This is a genomic window from Anaerococcoides asporogena (assembly GCF_029590275.1).
GTDB lineage: Bacteria > Bacillota > Clostridia > Clostridiales > Clostridiaceae > JG1575.
Genome location: NZ_CP120965.1, coordinates 198,584 through 215,138, shown reverse-complemented (window position 1 = coordinate 215,138; position 16,555 = coordinate 198,584). Strand labels below are relative to the sequence as shown.

Annotated in this window: 14 protein-coding genes; 4 read left to right on the top strand and 10 right to left on the bottom strand. The window is 52.0% G+C overall.

Going from position 1 to position 16,555, the window contains the following annotated elements:
• Nucleotides 1-237 precede the first annotated feature (237 nt).
• Complete coding sequence (locus tag P6M73_RS01065; RefSeq protein WP_277854333.1) at nt 238-1,230, top strand: CorA family divalent cation transporter; 993 nt, start codon at nt 238-240, stop codon at nt 1,228-1,230.
• A gap of 130 nt (nt 1,231-1,360) precedes the next feature.
• Here the strand turns inward: P6M73_RS01065 and P6M73_RS01060 are convergent, their stop codons facing one another.
• The 3 genes from P6M73_RS01060 to P6M73_RS01050 form a co-directional block, all read right to left on the bottom strand.
• Nucleotides 1,361-2,101: a gamma-glutamyl-gamma-aminobutyrate hydrolase family protein gene (locus P6M73_RS01060; protein ID WP_277854332.1), complete on the bottom strand. Its 741-nt coding sequence runs from the start codon at nt 2,099-2,101 to the stop codon at nt 1,361-1,363.
• A gap of 369 nt (nt 2,102-2,470) precedes the next feature.
• Nucleotides 2,471-3,769 carry an ISAs1 family transposase gene (locus P6M73_RS01055; protein WP_277854331.1) on the bottom strand — a complete coding sequence of 433 codons (1,299 nt, stop codon included), beginning with the start codon at nt 3,767-3,769 and terminating at the stop codon, nt 2,471-2,473.
• Nucleotides 3,766-4,392 (bottom strand): hypothetical protein, encoded by a 627-nt coding sequence (locus P6M73_RS01050; RefSeq protein WP_277854330.1) that lies wholly within the window; start codon nt 4,390-4,392, stop codon nt 3,766-3,768. Before P6M73_RS01050 ends, P6M73_RS01055 begins: the two co-directional genes overlap by 4 nt.
• Nucleotides 4,393-4,651: 259 nt before the next feature.
• On the opposite strand from P6M73_RS01050, the gene P6M73_RS01045 reads away from it, so the two are divergent.
• Nucleotides 4,652-5,725, top strand: a complete 1,074-nt coding sequence (locus P6M73_RS01045) for an ArsR/SmtB family transcription factor (RefSeq protein WP_277854329.1) — start codon at nt 4,652-4,654, stop codon at nt 5,723-5,725.
• 172 nt (nt 5,726-5,897) lie between these two features.
• Nucleotides 5,898-6,782, top strand: a complete 885-nt coding sequence (locus P6M73_RS01040; RefSeq protein ID WP_277854328.1) for a DMT family transporter — start codon at nt 5,898-5,900, stop codon at nt 6,780-6,782.
• A 260-nt stretch (nt 6,783-7,042) separates the two neighbouring features.
• Here P6M73_RS01040 and P6M73_RS01035 read toward each other — a convergent pair whose 3' ends face one another.
• On the bottom strand, nt 7,043-7,225 hold the full coding sequence (locus P6M73_RS01035; protein WP_489666480.1) for a hypothetical protein: 183 nt from the start codon (nt 7,223-7,225) through the stop codon (nt 7,043-7,045).
• Nucleotides 7,226-7,425: 200 nt separating this feature from the next.
• Complete coding sequence (locus P6M73_RS01030; RefSeq protein ID WP_277854326.1) at nt 7,426-7,773, bottom strand: phage holin family protein; 348 nt, start codon at nt 7,771-7,773, stop codon at nt 7,426-7,428.
• A 244-nt stretch (nt 7,774-8,017) separates the two neighbouring features.
• On the opposite strand from P6M73_RS01030, the gene P6M73_RS01025 reads away from it, so the two are divergent.
• Entirely contained in the window at nt 8,018-9,388 is a 1,371-nt protein-coding gene (locus P6M73_RS01025) for an alanine/glycine:cation symporter family protein (protein WP_277854325.1), read from the top strand.
• 404 nt (nt 9,389-9,792) lie between these two features.
• On the opposite strand, the gene P6M73_RS01020 is transcribed toward P6M73_RS01025, so the two are convergent.
• From P6M73_RS01020 to P6M73_RS01000, 5 genes are all read right to left on the bottom strand, one after another.
• Entirely contained in the window at nt 9,793-10,407 is a 615-nt protein-coding gene (locus tag P6M73_RS01020; RefSeq protein ID WP_277854324.1) for a helix-turn-helix domain-containing protein, read from the bottom strand.
• Between the two features lie 247 nt (nt 10,408-10,654).
• Nucleotides 10,655-11,644 carry an ABC transporter permease gene (locus P6M73_RS01015; protein ID WP_277854323.1) on the bottom strand — a complete coding sequence of 330 codons (990 nt, stop codon included), beginning with the start codon at nt 11,642-11,644 and terminating at the stop codon, nt 10,655-10,657.
• 4 nt (nt 11,645-11,648) lie between these two features.
• Nucleotides 11,649-12,743 carry an ABC transporter permease gene (locus tag P6M73_RS01010; protein ID WP_347276308.1) on the bottom strand — a complete coding sequence of 365 codons (1,095 nt, stop codon included), beginning with the start codon at nt 12,741-12,743 and terminating at the stop codon, nt 11,649-11,651.
• Nucleotides 12,740-14,278: an ABC transporter ATP-binding protein gene (locus tag P6M73_RS01005; protein ID WP_277854322.1), complete on the bottom strand. Its 1,539-nt coding sequence runs from the start codon at nt 14,276-14,278 to the stop codon at nt 12,740-12,742. Before P6M73_RS01005 ends, P6M73_RS01010 begins: the two co-directional genes overlap by 4 nt.
• A 274-nt stretch (nt 14,279-14,552) precedes the next feature.
• Nucleotides 14,553-15,908 carry a BMP family ABC transporter substrate-binding protein gene (locus P6M73_RS01000; RefSeq protein WP_277854321.1) on the bottom strand — a complete coding sequence of 452 codons (1,356 nt, stop codon included), beginning with the start codon at nt 15,906-15,908 and terminating at the stop codon, nt 14,553-14,555.
• Between the last annotated feature and the right edge of the window lie 647 nt (nt 15,909-16,555).

The following is a 16,555-nucleotide window of genomic DNA, read 5'->3' as shown; positions in this document are numbered from 1 at the left end:
TTGATTTTACTGGACTTTCACGTTCTTTACATCTACGATTCCGCTTTCTGTAAAGGATTCCACCAGGTCGGCCATCTGTCCACCTGTAAAAGACACATTATTTATAAATTTATATTTGATTCGGATAATTGACGGTTTCAGGAAACACCTTGCATTTCCTGCACAGAAAATGGCTGCATCGACCGGAATTGTCCGGATGTGCTATTCTATAGGTATCAAGAATCAGAGGTTCTGCTTATGGAAATTTATCAGTTAGGCCTGAAGGACAGTACGACGCCATTGAATCTTTCGGCTCAGGATCTGGACAGCGCGTTTTTTGATAATCCCGCCGCTCAGCACCTGGTACTGCTCTCCCCGCGTGAATTTGCCGAGTTCAAGAGCGTTTTCCGCTTTCCCGAACGGGCTTTTGCCGAAACCCTGGATGCCAACCAGTCACCCAATGCCGAGTTCTACGATAATCTCCTGTTCCTGATTATCAACAATATCCTGAATGACCCATCCACTCAGGAAAACCTGATTGCCCGGGAAATTAACGTCTTCCTGGGGCAGTATAACGTCATGATCGTGTATCACGGCGACTTCGAGGAACTGAGCTATGCGTTGAACCGAATTGATAAAAGCTCAATTTACCGGGCCCTCTACACCTTCATCGACGCAGTCCTGGACAACGACAAACGATTGATCCTGCAATTGGAACAGCGTGCCCTGGAGCTCGAAAACCAGATCCTGGAAATCGTCCAGGTGGATGACGCGCAGAAGTACAGGCCGCGCCAGCTGCGGGATCCGGATCAGCATATGGACCTGCTGGTCCGGATGCGCAAGGAGCTGCAGTTCCTCAAAGGCTACATCGAGCCCACCCAGGACATTATCGAAATCCTGGAAATTGACGAGTCTGACCTGATTCCCGAACGGTACGACCGGTACTTCATGAAGCTGTCCCTCAAAGCCGACCGTCTCAGCTCGCAGCTCACCAACCTCCAGGATACCATTGCCCAGGTCCGGGAATCGTGGCAGGCACAGGTTGATCTGAGCTTCAACAAAACAGCCAAGCTGTTCACGGTGATCGCCTCCATCTTCCTGCCCCTGACGCTCATCGCCGGCTGGTACGGGATGAACTTTGAGTTTATGCCCGAGCTGAATCACCCGCAGGGTTATCTGGGCGTCATCTTCCTGTCCCTGATGGTTGTCTTTGGCAGCCTGTGGTGGTTCCGCCGCAAGCGCTACATTTAGAAGAATCCGTCTTCTGCCCGATCAGGGTCTGTGCAGCAAAGCCTCCCAGGAACCGGTCTTTCAAAAAATCCGGATTCGGGCTGACAGACCCTTCGTTTGAAAACATAGAGGAAGCAAAAAAAGTTCAGGGTCAGCGGACCCTGAACTTTTCTGCTTCCTGAACAAATCGCTGGAATATGGTCATGACATGGGGCTGGGATTTATGCATCATCTCCGGATGAAACTGGACGCCGAGAATAAACTGATCCGGATCCTGTAATTCAATGGCTTCCGCCGCTCCGTCCACTGCCCGGGCCGTTACCCGAAAATTCGGCGCGATCCGGTCCAGTGCCTGGTGGTGGTGGGAATTCACCTGGTTGTGATCTCCCAGAAGCTCCCGAATGAGGCTGTTTTCCTCCAGGTTCACGGAATGAGCCGGAACACCGGGCAAACCTCTAAAGTTATGCTGAATGTAAAAATCGGGGGACTCGGATAAATCCTGGAACAGACTGCCTCCGTAAAAACAGTTCAGGAGCTGGAAACCGCGGCAGATGCCAAGAATCGGCAGCTTTCTCTGCTTCGCCTCAGTCAGGATCATCCATTCGCTCCGGTCCCGCTCCATAATGGTCATCCCAAGTCGTTCCCGAGGCTCTTCCCCCAGCAGGATGGGGGAAATGTCGGAACCGCCGGACAGCAGCAGACCATCCAGCCGGCTCACCATTTCGCGGATCACCTCCGGATCCTGGGTCACCGGCAGAATAACCGGAATTCCGCCTCCGGCAGCTACTGCGTCCACATAGTCAAAACTCAGATAATTTCTCTTATAGCCAGAAAATGTCTCTTTGTCGGTTTCCCAGGTCACACTGGCAGTGATTCCAATCAATGGCTTCATTCATATTCTCCTCATGTTCCAGTTGATGCAGCAGCCGATGAGCTTCATTCCCATTGGATCGAATACTCTCATGCGCCACCCTCATTATAGCATTCCATGGAGCTGCATCCCGGACTGCCGGCGCAAAATCCGAACCTTTCATCGGATCGGCAGTTCCGTGATCAGAACAGATCATTATCAGAAATGAGATTTATCGGCGAGGTATAGAGTTTCTTTGCCAGCCAGGACTAGGACAAACGCATCAATTCAAACAACATAACCTTAAAGGAAACTGTCCCCTGGCCATTACAGGCCAGGGGACAGTTTCAGCTTGAAAGGTGATTTTGGAGCGCACTTTCCCCAAGGTTTTTGTCGCTTTCTCCAAGATCCCTATTTTTTATTCAAATTTGCATTTTCTAAAGCGTTTTTCAAGACATTCTCGTCAAAGGAATTGAGCAGCTTAGCCAGATTATCTTCGAATCCCCAGGAGAAATCCTTCCGGATCAGCCGGATACTGCTGTTCTTTTTCATCAGTGGCTGGACCAGTTTGAACAGGGACAAGGCCATCTTATTGAGGATGCTCAAATTGGTGAACGCCTGTCGATCCACTGTCGTGTTGTCGTCTTCGTGGAAGGTATAGTCCAGATGCCAGTGCAGCTGGTTTTCCACACTCCAATGCCCCCGGATCGCGTCTCCGCCGAGTTCAACATCATTGAGACTGGTGATATAGTATCGGATTTCAGTGCTCTCTTTGCCGGTTATTGTGCTGAATATCCTTTTCTCGTAACAGATGAAATTACGAAGCCCCTGCCACTCCTTATCCAGATCAATGGCCTTGGTCATATAGAACTGCCTGGTTTCAATCTGACTGTGAGATTTTTCAGTGGTCTCGAAATAATTCTTTCCAGCTTTTCGAATTCTGACTTTATTCTTCTCCGTGAAGGATTCAGCGGCAGCCAGTGCCAATTTTCCCTGATTACCCTTCAGGGCACCAACATAGTTTCCGCCTCGCTCCATGATGATTCCGATGGTTTTGGTCTGCGTGTGCAGAGCATCAAAGGTGACGATGGCATTTTTGAGTTGGAGCATTTTGAGTGCTTCCTGGGCAGCGGGGATCTCATTGGTTTTGCTGTCGATCTGATGAGAGACTATGCAGACGCCATTGGAGGCATCGTAGATATGCAGAGTCTGCAGATTACGGATCTCCTGATCAGTACCGGCTTTGCGTCCCGTACCGCGTTCTTCTTTCCCATCAATGCACAGTTGACGTACCGATGATTTGATGCCCAAAGACTTCCTGAGGACAGCCATATTCTCCATTAGAAACAGTACAGTAGCCTTTTCCAGCTGCTCCGGGGCAATCAGTGAGAAGACCCGGCGAAACGTGTCATGAGAAGGAATCCCATTGTTCAGCTTCAGGAATTTTTTCAGCCACTTGTGCTTGGCATTGCCAAACCGCTCGATCTCATTCCAACTCGAGGCATTGCCAAGCACCGCCAGAAAGGCGATCACCAGGATCTCCTCGAGCGGGTAGTCGGTCATCGCCTGGATCCTGACATCTTCGATCTCCTGGAACAGGCGAATAAAACGCTTCATGATCTTTTGGGGAGGGGTGTACTCGTCAATGGTTATGCCGGTGGCTTTGATGACTTCCCGGTATTCCAGGATGGGTCTGCAAATCTTGCTCATAGCTGGTCCTCCCACTTCAAGTTATATTTCAATCGTAGTTGTCTGGTGACCTCGGGTTCCGCGGAACGGTAAACCCGGTCATTGATGCTGACCATGTAGACCAGAGGAAAAAGGAGCATCACGGTTGGAAGATCCTCACCAAAGTGTCTAGCCATCGTGTCCCGGATCATCAATTGACTCCGCTGGATCCCAAACTCTTGGGGCTTGGTCAGAACCGCGTCAAAATCAAGGTCTGGGAAGCGCCTGGATAGATAGGATTGTTTGAACAGAAGAGAGTCGTAAGTTCCATACAAAAACGAGAGGATGGATGCTGCCATGACCAGGTCACCAGCTTTGGTGAAAGTACGGCGCAGGCCTTTGTGGATGTTCTCGCAGATGGTAAGAACCGTTGTGGACATGCCAAACTCCAAAACAACCGGTGGCTCATTCACTTTGTCCTTGGGCGGGATCAAGCCATCTTCCTCAGTGATCCGACCCAGATAACCATCACTGACCCGCCGAACTTTGTCTGTACCTTTGATCCGCTCCGAATGGGCGGCATACAGATAGTACTTACCTTTGACGACGTTGATGTAGGTACCTGGTTTCTTATGTTTAAGCACCCAATCGGGATAATCAGCCATGCCTTCACCACCCTTTGTATTACATAGTATGTAATACAATTATGTGCTAAAAACCGACAAATAACAAGGGGAAGTCATTTGTCGGTTAAAATGAAGGCTAATTGATGCGTTTATCCTAAGCCAGGACCCTGATCCATTGACAAATTCAGTGAATGGCCCTAATATTAAATAAGGGTTTAATTTATATTCAAAGATTAAAAAGGTTTACATTAAGCCTGTGCCCCATTCCATCCCGACCCTTCCGCAGGAGGAAAGAAACATGAAATTCCAATTCTATTTGGGATCCAGTAGAGTCGTGGATTTTGTATTTTTCCCCGCATTGGCTCTGTACGAGAAAAGTGAAAAGGCATTCGGCGCCTTGAATTATGAAATCATGGACCCGGCATCCACCGAACGGTGGACGCTGATCGCTGAAGAAATGTCCGGATTGAAAGATGAATTCGAACGCTTCAAGTTTTCCGGCTATTCCTATTACTTTGATCTGATGTATCAGTTTGACCTGCGCCAGCTCAAGGATGAGAATGATTTTTTAGCCAGCGTCAAAGCGCTGAGCAAGGACGCCTTAACCGCGCATCTGAGTTCCTTCCTTGACCGTAAGCTCGATCTGGTCATCCCGACGGCGGAAAAATCCCCCAATTACCTGATGGAAGCCTTCCAGATCCTGTCATCCAGCTCCCTGGAAACCAGTGATAAATGGAAGCTCCTGGAAATTCTGGAGGATCCCGAGCACGTCCGCGATGAATTTGTCGCCTTCATGGAACGGGTAAAGCCCATTTTTCACAAGTTTTACCAGGATGTGGAATATTCCATTTCTGGTTATGCCAAACAGCTGGAGCGGACTCTGGCCAGCGGCGATCACGCCCTGCTGGAGGCGATGATGGAACAGTATGTTTTTACTGAAACCATCGAAGCCCTTCGAAAAAGTGCAACCATCAATTTCTATCTGCTGGGACTGAGCGACTACAGTTTCAATCTGATCACCCATGCAGATTATACGGATATCTTCCTCGGAATCAATGTCCTGGATTATTACTTCCGTCTGACCGAGTTCAGACAACGCAGCAAAGAGGAACGAATCACGGTCTTCAAGAACCTGGCGGATAAAACCCGCTATGAAGTCCTGAAACTCATTGCCCAGGGTGATTCCTCCACGAAGGTCCTGGCTGAAAAGCTTGGAGTGACCAGCGCCGCGATTTCTTATCATTTGAAGCAGCTGACCAATGATCGGCTCATCCAGTTTGATGCCAACCGCCGCAAAAACGGCTACCGGATCAACGAGACTCGAATGAAAGACGCCATCGCAGGCCTCCTGGAGGACCTGAACATTAAATAGCCCCTTCGTTGCCGGCTGCTTGCAGACGGCTTTTTTTATTTGATAAACCTATGAAAAATCCAGTTCCAGTCGCAAAAATAAAGTTGCAGATGACACGGACCGGATGGCTTATGATGTCTTATAATAGAAGAATCACTGTTTTTAGAGAAACGCACAAAGGAGGACAACTATCGTGAAACGAAAGATCCCGGGGGAGATCATTCTGCTTTTGACCGCCATCATCTGGGGCTACGGTTTCGTCGCCGTGGCAAATTCCCTGGACAGCCTGACGCCCCTGCAGCTCCTGTTCCTGCGATTTTCCATCGCATCGCTGATTCTGGCGGGCGTTTTTCACAAGCGAGTGCCTCAGTTAAAAAAACGAACAGTCCACCGGGGAATCATCCTGGGTACATTGTTCTTTATCGGATTCGTGCTGCAGACCTTCGGCATGAAATACACCACGCCATCTAAAAACGCCTTCCTGACCGGCGTCAACGTCATCATTGTTCCCATCATCGCGTACTTTCTGTACAAGCGGAAACTGGCCAGACAGGAAGTATTCGGAGCAGTGCTGTCCATCATCGGCATCGGGCTTCTGACCCTGCGGACCGATGGTCAGGTAAACATCGGTGACCTTCTGACCCTTGGGTGTGCAGTGGCTTTTGCCTTTCACATTTTCTACACCACTCTCTATATGGAAAAAGAACACCCGGCGGATATCGCCATCATCCAGACCGTCACCTGCATGGTCCTGTCCGGGCTGGCTGCCGCCGCAGAAGGAACCCCCTTCGCTCCGTTCAACCAATCAGGACTGGTCTCCGTCCTCTACCTGGCCGTTTTTTCCACCAGCCTGACCACTCTGCTGCAGGCCTACGGGCAGAAATACACCAGTGAAACGCGCTCCGCGATCTTGCTTTCCACTGAATCCCTTTGGGGAACCCTGTTCTCCTTCCTGTTCCTCAATGAAACCATGACCGTACGGCTCATCGCCGGCGGACTCATTATCTTTTCCGCGATCCTGCTGGCAGAAATCAAGCCGGCGAAAAAGCCCGAGCCCGTTCAGGGAAACCATGCCTGATGCCGGGAAACCATGCCTGATGCCGGGAAACCATGCTTGATGCCGGGAAACCATGCTTGATGCCGGGAAACAGTTCATAACCACTGACTGAAACGAGCGAAATCGACACATCCTTCCGGGACGTGTCGATTTCGCTCGTTGTTGATTCAACCTTCATTGGATGACTTGCGCGGCACCGGAATCACCGCGGCACCCGAATCATCGCCGTACCTGGCTTCTGTCGATTCCTTGAATCTGCCGAAGGATCTCGGCTGTGCCGGTCATTCGCGGTACGGTTCAATCCGCAGCATCTTCCAGAACAGGACTTTACTGACGCTGATCCGGAACCTGAGGTCCTCGCCGAAGGTATTCTGCTTGTACATGGTCAGCCCGTCCAGATTCACCGGCGTGAACAGAATGGGCTTGCTGCGGGGTTTTCCCAATGAAACCATTGGTTGCTCAATCGCACCGCATCAGCCCTGGGCACGCATCAGATCCAGCGTGAATTCGCAGTTCCCTTTGGTTTCAATCAGTTCTCTTGCATCCGGGTCAATGATGATGTTCATCATGACACCTCCTCATCATTTGTTAACTATTAATTGTATTGTATCAAATTAATTGGGGAATACAACTCCCCTGCCATCGATTCAGTCCCAGTACAGAATCAGCGCTTGGACTTGGTAAAGGAATGAAGGATCGATTGGATGACTGAAATGACGATGGCGACCAGCAGGGCGGACAGGAAGCCGGAAACTTCCATTCCGGACATGAGCCGGGCCAGCAGGCTGATAATGATGCCATTAATCACAAAGGAAAACAGGCCGAGGGTTAGGAGCGTAATGGGAAATGACAGGATGTGCAGAATCGGCTTGATGGTCACATTCAGGATTCCCAGGACCAGGGCGGCAACAGCCGCGGTGGCTGCCGAATCGACATGGAAGCTTTGGGGCATCAGTTGGGAAGCTCCCAGGATCGCGAGCGTGGTCAAAAGCCAGGATTGTAACAGTTTCATATGGATTCCTCCCAGAATATTGATCTTTTTTTACTATAAAGAATTGGGATTAAGCGAATATTAAAGACCGGACTGACAACATACTCCAAGAGATGCGCCCAAATTCCCAATGATCCAATGAAATAGTTAACAATAGTTAAGCCATTCCATGGAATCATTCCCACATTGTTAAATCGTTGACGAATAAGCCTTGCTATACTATCATTAATCTATACATAAATATACAAATGTAGGAGGTCTTATCATGGAACAACTAGTAAACTTTATCACCCAAGCCAGTGATATGATGTGGTCCAGCGTACTGCTCATCATCCTGGTCTCCGTCGGAATCATTTATTCGGTTTATTTGGGATTCCCCCAGGTCCGTCATTTCGGAGAAGCGTTCAAGAACACCTTCGGCGGTCTTTTCAAAAAGAAAGAATCCGCTGAAGAAGGATCCATGTCATCCTTCCAGGCGCTGGCCACTGCGGTAGCGGCTCAGGTCGGCACCGGAAATGTCGCCGGTGTGGCAACCGCCATCATGTCCGGCGGTCCGGGAGCAATCTTCTGGATGTGGGTTTCCGGATTCCTCGGTATGGCCACCATCTTCGGGGAAGCCGTCCTGGCTCAGAAGTACCGCGAAGTGCGTGATGGCAACTATGTCGGAGGTCCTGCCTTCTACATCAGCAAGGGACTCAAGTCAAAGCCCCTGGCAGCCTTCTTCTCCGTTGCCCTGATCATTGCCCTGGGCTTTGTCGGCAACCTGGTTCAGTCCAACTCTATCTCCGCCTCGGTTACCGCCGCCACCGGTCTGAATCCCCTGATCATTGGACTCATCCTTGGCGTTGCCGCTGCTCTGGTCTTCATGGGCGGCATGAAGCGGATCGCCACCTTTGCTGAAATGGTCGTGCCCTTTATGGCCGTCCTTTACATTCTGGGAACCGTCGTTGTCATGATCCTGTTTGCGGATCAGGTCATTCCGGCCTTCCAGTCCATTTTCGTCGGTGCCTTCAATCCGCAGTCGGTCATGGGCGGAGCGCTCGGTGTAACCGTGCGTGAAGCTGTCCGGTTCGGTGTTGCCCGCGGCCTCTTCTCCAATGAAGCCGGTATGGGTTCCACCCCGCACGCTCATGCGGTTGCTGATGTCAAACATCCGGCCCAGCAGGGACTCGTTGCCATCGTCGGTGTCGTTATCGATACCATCGTCGTCTGCACCAGCACCGCCATGGTGATCCTGGTCACCGGCGCCCATAAGATGGGTCTGGCCGGCCCCCTGGTTACTCAGCAGGCCTTTACTACCGCCTTTGGCGGCTTCGGCACCAGTTTCCTCGCCATCTGCCTCACCTTCTTCGCCTTCACCACCATCATTGGCTGGTATTACTTCGGTGAGTCCAACATTCGCTATCTGTTCGGCAAGAAGGGGCTCCTGCCTTACCGCATTCTGGTCGTTGTCTTTATCATTCTGGGATCCGCTTTGACCCAGAAAGTCGACTTCGTCTGGACCCTGGCCGACTTCTTCAACGGCATCATGGTATTCCCGAACCTTGTCGCTCTTCTGTTCCTGGCCCCCCAGGTCAAGAAGATCCTCACGCACTACCGCTCCGGTCAGGAGTACCATGCCGAGGACTTCAAGTAATCGAACGGTAATCGAACGGAATATGTTCAAGCCTCCCGTGCCTGGCACGGGAGGCTTTCTTTTTCCGGCACGGAAGACTCTCAAAATCAGAGACGGAAGAACTATTGATGGTCTGACTGGAAAGAATGGCTGAACCCCGACGCGGAACAACTTCCCGATGCCCTGAACGGGAAGTTGCTTTGATGCCAGACAAAGAAAAAAGTAATACGGATGCACTGATTTTAAGCATAGATCCGTACCTGCCGTTGTATGTTCAAGCTCTTAGCATAAGCAGAATCCTCTGCGTCCCCGATCCATGAGGTTCGGGGACGCAGAGGATTCATTTGTTGATTCAGAAGATATCAAGGCCTTCGGCCTGAGTCTTTGTTTGTTCCTCCATTAGGTTCGCCTGCGGCAGCATCGGTTCAGTTGACAGCTCCGGAATCGGATTCCTGTTTTTCGCCCCATTTCTTCAGGAAGAAGGCCAGGAGCACGCCGCCGATCATCAGAATGATCCCGAAGCCGAGAAGGACCTTGCTCATGATGGTGACCGGATTGTTGCTGGCAAAGTCTGCGAACATACCGCCGGCCGGTTCCAGGGAAACGCCGGGGAAGTTATCGTCAAATGACCCGAAGGGATTGCTCAGCATTTTACCGGTTATGTAGAGTGCCAGGGCGCTGAGTCCGGTGATGGAAGCCCCGCTCACCGCCAGATGGACACCTGCCAGCCAGCCATAGGACCGGATCATTCTCTTGATCATGCCCGGGAGCGCATCGACCCATTGCGGTTGGGATGCGGTCAGGGTCGGAATTTGGACTGGATCAGGGTCACTCGGTTCAGCCGGCTCATCCGAAAGCAGCCAGTCGGCCGAAACGTCGAAGGCATCCGCCAAACTTTTCAATTTGATCAGTTCCGGCATGGCTTCCCCGGTTTCCCACTTGCTGACCGCCTGGCGCGATACCCCAATCTGTTCCGCCAGTGCTTCCTGAGACAGTCCTGCTTTTTTCCTGCAATACAGCAGCTTTTCATTCAAATTCATGATACCCTCCCCAAAAGTTTCTGTTCTTTCACCTGTAATATACCATTTTCCCTGGTTGCGAAACCATGCTTTCAAGCTGGAAATTGTGCAACCTGCCGTTGCAGCCCCGGCTGATGGCTGGTTTTCGTGCTGTCTGGGTTCCGGTTTCTGCTGCGGCTGCCTTCGTCGGTCGCAGAAAATGAACCGGGAGTCTCCTTCTGCGGAAGACTCCCGGAATGATCTTTAGAACAGGGATCTCGCTTTCTGCCTAACGCTCCTCGCGGAAGTACGGCAGACCCAGACTGGCCGGAGGTTGATTCTCCCGGCGCTTGCGCAGCGAGGTGAAAATCAGGACAGCGATGGTGACCAGGTAGGGCAGCATTTTATAGAGTTCAATGTCACGGCGTCCCAGATTCGGGATGACCAGATAAACCCAGAAGAGCAGGCCGAAGAGGTAGGATCCCCAGATGCTGTTGAGGGAGCGCCAGGTCGCGAAGATAACAAGCGCTACAGCCAGCCAGCCCAGGGACTCGATGGTTCCGTCATTGGCCCAGGTGCCCTTGATGTAATCCATGGTGTAGTAGAGACCGCCCAGACCGGAGATTCCAGCGCCCATGCAGGTAGCCAGGTATTTGTAGCGGGTGACATTGATGCCGGCCGCGTCTGCCGTAGCCGGGTTCTCACCAACGGACCGCAGATTGAGGCCTTTTCTGGTCCGGTTCAGGAACAGACTCATCAGAATGGCCAGGATGATGGCCAGATAGACCATAAAGCCATGACTCAGGAACAGGGAACCGATCACCCCAAGATTGGTGGCATCGGCGATATTGGCCCGGTAGATACCGCTGGTGACCGGTACGGAGATCTGTCCGACTCCGCCGGCCATTCGGCTCAGGTCGCCGCCGAAGAAGTTGGCGACTCCGCCGCCAAAGATGGTCAGGGTCAGACCGGTGACGTTCTGATTGGCCCTCAGGCTGATGGTGAGGAAACTGTAGATGAGTCCCCCCAGGGCAGCGGTCAGGAAGGCCGCCGCAAAACTGATGATGAGACAGATCAGGGCATTGGGCGCGGGATTGTTCAGTTCGTAGAAGAAAGATGCGGCCAGTCCGCCGATGCCGCCCAGGTACATGATGCCGGGGACACCCAGGTTCAGATTGCCCGATTTTTCCGTCAGGATTTCTCCGATGGCGCCATACATGATGACGGTTCCGAACGAAATGGCTGACAGCAGCAGCTGGATCAGTTGTGCGCTTGACATGATGCTAGGCCTCCTTCCCTGTTCTCAGGATCAGTCGGTAGTTGATAAAGAACTCGCTGCCCAGGATGAAGAACAGGATGATCCCGGTAATGATGCTGGACGCGTAGTCATTCAGATTGAACTGAGAAGCGATCTGGACGGAGCCCTTCTCCAGGAACACCAGGAGGAAGGAGATCAGTACCATCACGAAGCTGTTGAATTTGGACAGCCAGGCGACAATGATGGCGGTGAAGCCGCGGCCGCCGGCGGTGGCGGCGGAGATGGAGTGGCTGGCGCCGGCAACGGCGATGAAGCCGGCCAGGCCGCAGATTGCTCCGGAAATTGCCATGGTCCGGATCGTGACTTTTTTGACATTGATGCCGGCATAGCGGGCTGTATTCACGGAATCTCCGACGACGGAGATCTCATAGCCTTGCTTGGAGTACTTCAGATACAGATACATGCCAATCGCCAGGGCTGCGACAATCAGGACATTCAGGCCGTAGACCTGCCCGAAGACTGCCGGGAACCAGCCGTCCTTGGTCTGCTGATTGATGACGCCGACGGTATTGGAGCCAACCGGGTTCTCCCAGAGGGCGACCGCGTAGCTTGTCAGCTGGATCGCGACGTAGTTCATCATCAGGGTGAACAGGGTCTCATTGGTGTTCCAAAGCGCCTTGAACGTGGCGGGGATGACGCCCCAGAGTGCTCCCACCAGAAGGCTCAGGCAGGCCATGACGACCAGGAGAAGCGGGGTGGACAGGTCTCCGCCCAGAGCTCGCATCAGACCGGCTGTCACAATGGCTCCTACCAGGATCTGACCCTCGGCGCCGATGTTCCAGAATCTCATTTTGAAGGCGGGGGCCAGTCCGACGCCGATGCAAAGAAGCATCATGGCGTCACGGATGGTGACCCAGCTGCGCCGGTTGGTGCCAAAAGCGCCATTGAACATGGCCTCGAACACCTTGACCGGATCCAGTCTGGTAACAGCGAAGATGAACAGTCCGCTGACGGCCAGTGCCAGCAGCACGGCGGCAATCCGGATCGTGTAGGCTTTCGGAGCGGCGATGCTGTCCCGCTTCGCGATACGAAGGAGAGGTTCTTTTCTTGTTGTCATCATTCCTGTACAGCCTCCTTCTCAAAGCGTGTCATTAACAATCCCACTTCTTCCTTGGTGGTGGTCCGTCCGTCCACGATTCCGCTGACCTGGCCGCCGCACAGAACCATAATCCGGTCGGAAAGTTCCAGCAGAACATCCAGGTCTTCTCCGACATAGATGACGGCGACGCCTTTCATTTTCTGCTCGGTCAGCAGGTTGTAGATCGTATAGGAGGTGTTGATATCCAGGCCGCGAACGGCATAGGCCGTCATCAGAACCGACGGCATCTGGGCGATTTCCCGCCCGACCAGAACCTTCTGGACATTGCCGCCGGACAGGCGCCGCACCGGCGTATTGATGCCGGGGGTTACGACTTCCAGCTGCTGCATGACGTCTTCCGCCAGTTTCTTGGGTGCTTTGCGGTCAGTGAATCCGATGTGTCCCTTGCGGTACGTGCGCAAAAGCATATTGCCGGTCATGCCCATGGATCCGACCAGACCCATGCCCAGACGATCCTCCGGCACAAAGGCCAGGGAAATTCCGGCTTTCTTGATCTGAAGCGGTGTCTTCCCCACCAGATTGACGGGGGTTCCGTCAATGGGCGTATACCGGATGTGGGCGCCCGGGCTGATGGGCTGAAGGCCCGCAATGGCCTCCAGCAGTTCCCGCTGGCCCGAACCGGCAATGCCGGCAATGCCAAGAATCTCTCCGCCCATGGCGGTGAAGCTGACATTGTCCAGGCGCTTGACGCCCATGGCGTCATAAATGGTCAGATTCTGGACCTTGAGCCGCGGAACGGGATCCACCGGCAGCGGCCGGTCGATATTCAGGGCAACCGCATGACCCACCATCATTTCGGTGAGCTGCTGCGGATTGGTCTGGCTGGTGGCGACGTCTCCAATAAATTTGCCTTTGCGCAGAACGGCTACCCGGTCTGACACATCCATTACTTCGTTCAGCTTATGGGTAATGATGACCATGGCCTTGCCGTCGGCTTTCATGTTACGCATGACATCGAACAGCCGGTCCGTTTCCTGCGGGGTCAGAACGGCGGATGGTTCATCCAGGATCAGGATCTGCGCCCCGCGGTAGAGAACCTTGACGATTTCCACCGTCTGTTTTTCCGAAACGGACATATCATAGATTTTTTTATTGGGATCGATGTTGAACCCATATTTATCACAGATCGCCGTAATTTTGGCGGCTGCTTTCTTCAGGTCCAGCTTCCCTTCATCTTCCAACCCCAGCACGATGTTCTCAGCGGCGGTAAATACATCCACCAGCTTGAAATGCTGGTGAATCATGCCGATGCCGCAGGTGAAGGCATCCTTGGGCGAAGAAATGGTCACGGGTTTGCCGTCTACTTCGATATGGCCCTCATCCGGGAAATAGATTCCCGCCAGCATATTCATGAGGGTGGTCTTGCCGCTGCCATTTTCGCCCAGCAGTGACAGGATCTCCCCTTTCTTGATTTCCAGGGTTATGCCGTCGTTGGCGTTCACCGGCCCAAACCGCTTGGTAATATTTTTCATCAGGACTGCACTGGTTTGTTCCAAACTTATCATCCTTTCATGGGTGGATTTTTTCGCCAGCTGTTCACTGCGAACGGATTTCCCGTTTTCTGATCGAATACGGCCGGCAAAATTTTATGACGGTAAGGGCAAATCGATATTCATCTTTGCTCCTACCGTCATAAAATTTGCATTGTCTACTCCTGTTTCGGCATGCTGACAATTCATAGGGGTCTCATGGATCAAGAAATTGATCTGAAGAAATGACAAAGGGGCTGAAGCTGAGCGCCAGCCCCTTGATATCAATGTTGGTCTGAAACTAGTTGTTGTTGAGCTCCGTGATGGAATCAATGCGAAGCGAGAAGTAAGGTGCCGACCGCAGGGTCGATTCGATAAACGCTCCGTCCACGATGGCTTCTCCCGTGTCATTCACGAAATCACCGTTGCTGTCCAGGGCAAAACACTTGGTAACGTGTCCGTCGGCATCAATTTCATAGGTCGGGGTCTTGCCGGCTGCCTTGGTCTTGTCGAAATCTTTCTTCACGGTGTACTTCGAGGTGTCGAAGATCTTGAGGGAACCATCCTTAAGTCCGGCCCAGGCTGCGTCAACCGCTTCCTTGGTGCCTGCAGCGACTTTGTTTCCGAGTTCGGAAATCATGACGGCGCCGTCTTTGGATCCAGTGGCAAAGTCAACCGGGACTTCTTCGCCCTTGATGAACTTGTCCAGGGTGGCTTTGTACAATACGGCCCAGTTGTTCTGAGCGGAAGTCAGAGCCGCGTCCGGTGCGACTGAACGCATGTCGATGTTGTAACCAACGGAATAAGCGACTTTTCCGGAAGCCAGGGCTGCCTGAATCGCCGAGGGAGCTCCGGTGGAGTCCGCGTGCTGACCGATGATGACGGCGCCTCTGGCCATCAGAGCATTGGCGGCTTCGCCTTCAGCGACTGGATCATACCAGGAATTGGTGTACTGAACATCCATATGAGCTTCGGGAACGATGGACTGGATTCCCAGAAGGAACGCGGTGTAGCCGCTGACCACTTCCGCATAGGGGAATGCCCCGACATAACCGACATACGGATCTTTGACTTTTCCTTCGTCCATGAGTTCCTTCAGCTTCTTGCCGGCAACAACGCCGGAAACATAGCGGGATTCATAGGTATATGGGAAAATATTCTTCAGGTTGGTCAGTTTGGATGGAGCAGCCAGATCGCCTGTCGCTGCGACAAAGGTGATTTCCGGATACTCAGTGGCAGCACGCTGCATGTGCATCTGATGACCGTAAGAGTTGGAGAATATGATGGTACAGCCCTGTTCAGCCAGGTCCACTGCCGTGTCATAAGCTTTTTCATCTTCCGGAATATTGTATTTGAAAATAATCTGAGTGGCCGGATCAACGCCCAATTCCTTGGCGGCGTTGGTTACGCCTTCCAGATGAGCTGCGTCATAACCGGAGTTCGTGTCATGCAGTGCAATAAAGCCGATCTTGATGTTTGGCTTTTCTGCCGTTGTGGTGGTTGGGGTCGTTGCCGGAGTAGTTCCGGGCGTGGTAGCAGGAGTGGTAACGCTCGGGGTTGTAGTACCCGCGGGAGTCGTTGTCGGAGTGGCCGGTCCGCAGGCAGCCAGACTCGAGACCATAGCCAGTGTGAGAAGTGATGTAAAAACCTTCTTCATTTCTTATTTCCTCCTTCTTGCTTATGATCAGACAACTCCCCCTGGAAAAGCTCAAAAAATCCCACGCAAGGTGTTATCGTTATCATATGTATAATGATACAGGCTTTTTGTTAAAGACTCAACATTAATTTTAAAGAACTGTTTACATATCCTTTGATTTGGGTACAATCACCAATTCAAACTATAAAATTATCCACAAGTTGGACAAAAAAATTTTAAACTCGATTCCAAGAATCAGAATTATTGATAAAGTACCAGTCTGACTCCCTCTGAAATCAGAACTATCCAAAAGCCTCACAATTCGTCCGGCCTCCCTAAGAAGATAAAACAGCCGGTTTCAAGGCAGAGTGGCCCTCAGGCAGTAACTGCTCTCCTGACAGAGAAATGCCCTGACAAAATCATACCCCGACAGCTACTTCCCCACTTCGGAAATCGACTTGTTCAAAGTTCTCACTTCACTGCACTGTCATGAGCCTCATGATGCTGGTGACCTTCTTGACCTTCCTGGCCTTCGTTACCTTCGTTACCTTCCTGACCTTCGTTACCTTCGTTACCTTCATGGACTCTTGGACTTCATGGACTCTTGGACTTCATGGACTCTTGGATTTCATGGATTTCATGGATTTCATGGGCTTTTGAACTTCATG